This window comes from Microbacterium sp. CPCC 204701, from assembly GCF_004010105.1.
Taxonomy (GTDB): Bacteria; Actinomycetota; Actinomycetes; order Actinomycetales; family Microbacteriaceae; genus Microbacterium.
Map to the genome: position 1 here is coordinate 1 of NZ_RRYE01000367.1, position 2,874 is coordinate 2,874.

Here is a 2,874-nt window from a genome sequence, read left to right on the forward strand (position 1 = left end):
CAAGGCGCTCGCAGCGGCCGGCGCCGATGCGCGCCTCACGTCCGACCGCGGCCTCGTGCTGGACGCGGACGGGCTGGTGGTGCCCGGCGTCGGCGCGTTCCGTGCCGTCGCCGATGCGCTGCGCGCGAGCCGCGGCGACGAGCTCATCGAGCGCCGGCTCGCGGGTGGCCGTCCGGTGCTCGGCATCTGCGTCGGCATGCAGGTGCTCTTCGAGCGCGGCGTCGAGCGCGGCCTCGACACCGAGGGCATGGGCGAGTGGCCCGGGATCGTGACCGAGCTCGACGCACCCGTGCTCCCGCACATGGGCTGGAACACCGTCGAGCCCGGTGAGGGCTCGAGTCTGTTCCGCGGCATCGAGAGCGAGCGGTTCTACTTCGTCCATTCGTTCGGCGTGCAGAAGTGGCTCCTCGACGTGCAGCCGCCTTTCCCGCAGCCGACGCTCACCTGGTGCACCTACGGCGCCCCGTTCCTCGCCGCGGTGGAGAACGGACCGCTGTCGGCCACGCAGTTCCACCCCGAGAAATCAGGGGATGCCGGCATCCGCCTGCTCGCGAATTGGATCGAGGGGCTCAGCGGGGCTACCCTCTGAGATCGTGCCGTCCGCCGAGTGCGCCTCAGCGGATCCTCCCGCACAGTTCTCAAGCAGCCAGGGAGCCATGAACGATTTCGCCTCCACACCCGAGCTCGTCCTTCTTCCCGCGGTCGACGTCGCGGACGGCAAGGCGGTGCGCCTGACCCAGGGAGAGGCGGGCACCGAGACCAGCTACGGCGACCCGGTCGACGCGGCACTGGACTTCGCGCGCCAGGGCGCCGAATGGATCCACCTGGTCGACCTCGACGCGGCGTTCGGTCGCGGCACCAACGCGGGCGTGCTGCGCAAGGTCATCAAGCAGGTCCGCGGCGTTCAGGTCGAGCTGTCCGGCGGCATCCGCGACGATCGCACGCTCGAGGCGGCGCTCGAAAGCGGCGCCGCGCGCATCAATCTCGGCACCGCGGCGCTCGAGAACCCGGAGTGGGCCGCCGACGTGATCGGACGCTACGGCGACGTGATCGCCGTCGGCCTCGACGTGCGCGGCACGACACTCGCGGCACGCGGCTGGACGCGCGAGGGCGGCGACCTCTGGACCGTCCTCGACCGTCTCGAGGAGGCCGGCTGCAGCCGTTACGTCGTCACGGACGTGACGAAGGACGGCACCCTCAGGGGCCCCAACCTGGACCTGCTCCGCGAGCTGACCTCCCGCACGCCCAAGCCGATCGTGGCGTCCGGCGGTGTGTCGAGCCTCGACGACATCGTGGCGCTGCGCGACCTCGTGCCGCTGGGCGTCGAGGGTGCGATCGTGGGCAAGGCTCTGTACGCCGGCGCCTTCACGCTCGCCGAGGCACTGGATGTCGCCGGAAACTGACCCGCACGACGGTCACGGCCCGGAGCCCGCGGCCGACTCCGCCGGCGTCCCCTGGGCCGGACGCAGCCTGCACGCCAATCCGCACGCGAGCGACGCCGGATCCGCAGACCCCGCGCTGCTCGCGGCGCTGACCTCGTTCCGTACGGGCACCGGCGTCCAGCGAGAGGTGGTCGACGCGTACCGCAGCGCGAGGCTGCTCATCCCGCTCCTCGCGGAGAAGGGCGACCACGGCGTGGGCCCGCACGGCCTCGCGGTCGACAAGACGCAGGAGCTGTCGATCGTCACCGTCGCAGCCCCCGACGGTCGCCGTGTGCTGCCGGTGTTCACCTCGGTCGAGGCGATGGGGCGATGGGATGCCTCGGCACGGCCGGTCCCCGTCGACGGCGTGCGCACGGCGCTCGCTGCCGTGGCCGACGACACCGATCTCATCGTCATCGATCCCGGTTCGCCGACCGAGTTCGTCATCCGTCGCCCTGCCGTGTGGGCGATCGGCCAGCGACAGCAGTGGGAGCCGAGCTTCGCGTCGCCCGAGGTGTTCGCCGGCTTGAACGAGAGCATCGGCGGTGAGCTCGCGGTGATCGACCTGGCCGTCGAGCCCGGCGACCCGGACGCCCGACTGCGAGGACCGGAGCTCATCGTTCGGCTGCACCTCATCCATGGGCTCGATCAGGAGGAGCTCGACGCGGTCCTCGCGCGTCTCGCGAAGCGCTGGGCAGCGGACGACCGCATCGCGGTGCTGGTGGACTCGCTGACCGTCAAGCTCGTCCGCGCCTGAGACCTCGAACGCGGTGCCCGTCGCGCGTATCGCGACGGGCGTAGAGTCCCTCCAGGCCGAGAGGATCTCGAAACGAGGAGGGTGCCATGTCTCCGCAGCGTCCCGAGTACGAACCCGCGCTGGAGGCTGCGCACCGCCACGCGCTGTCGTGGCTCGGCTCCGTCGCGGATCGGCCGGTCCGGCCCGACGCCGACGTCGACGGCATCCTGGCACGGCTCGGCCGGCACCTGCCCGAGCAGGGCGAGCCGGCACTCGACGTGGTCGATGCGCTGGCCGATGCCGCCGAGCCGGGGCTCATCGCGATGGGCTCGCCGCGGTTCTACGGATTCGTGATCGGCGGCACGTATCCCGCCGCGCTCGCGGCCGACTGGCTGGTGTCTGCGTGGGATCAGAACACCGGCTCGCGTCAGCCGACACCCGCCACCGCCGCCATCGAGGAGGTGGCGGCCGGGTGGCTGCTCGACCTCCTCGGACTTCCGCCGGGCAGCGGCGTCGGGTTCGTCACGGGTGCCACGAGCGCGAACCTGTCATGCCTGGTCGTCGCACGCGACGCGGTGCTGCGCGCGCGCGGCCACGATCCGCTCGACGGGCTGCAGCGCGCCCCGCGCGTGCGTCTGCTCGCCGGTGGCGCGGTGCACACGTCGGTGGTGCTCGCGGCACGCATCGCGGGCCTCGGTGCCCCCGAGACGGTGGGCG

The 2,874-nt window shown here is 72.3% G+C and carries 4 protein-coding genes; all 4 read left to right on the plus strand.

Going from position 1 to position 2,874, the window contains the following annotated elements; translation table 11 throughout:
* On the plus strand, positions 1–589 hold a 589-nt coding region (gene hisH / locus EIO58_RS15465), incomplete at its 5' end, for an imidazole glycerol phosphate synthase subunit HisH (protein ID WP_127820259.1).
* Between the two features lie 67 nt (positions 590–656).
* The gene (gene priA / locus EIO58_RS15470; protein ID WP_127820260.1) at positions 657–1,403 is read left to right on the plus strand and encodes a bifunctional 1-(5-phosphoribosyl)-5-((5-phosphoribosylamino)methylideneamino)imidazole-4-carboxamide isomerase/phosphoribosylanthranilate isomerase PriA; all 747 of its coding nucleotides are present in this window, start codon (positions 657–659) and stop codon (positions 1,401–1,403) included.
* Complete coding sequence (locus EIO58_RS15475) at positions 1,387–2,178, plus strand: SseB family protein (RefSeq protein WP_127820261.1); 792 nt, start codon at positions 1,387–1,389, stop codon at positions 2,176–2,178. Before priA ends, EIO58_RS15475 begins: the two co-directional genes overlap by 17 nt.
* An 86-nt stretch (positions 2,179–2,264) precedes the next feature.
* Positions 2,265–2,874: pyridoxal-dependent decarboxylase (locus tag EIO58_RS15480; RefSeq protein WP_240658926.1), on the plus strand; the 610-nt coding region annotated here is incomplete at its 3' end.

Bases quoted from the DNA above. Each gene is read 5' to 3' on its own strand.
- priA (WP_127820260.1), top strand. From the start codon at position 657: ATGAACGATTTCGCCTCCACACCCGAGCTCGTCCTTCTTCCCGCGGTC.
- EIO58_RS15475 (WP_127820261.1), top strand. From the start codon at position 1,387: ATGTCGCCGGAAACTGACCCGCACGACGGTCACGGCCCGGAGCCCGCG.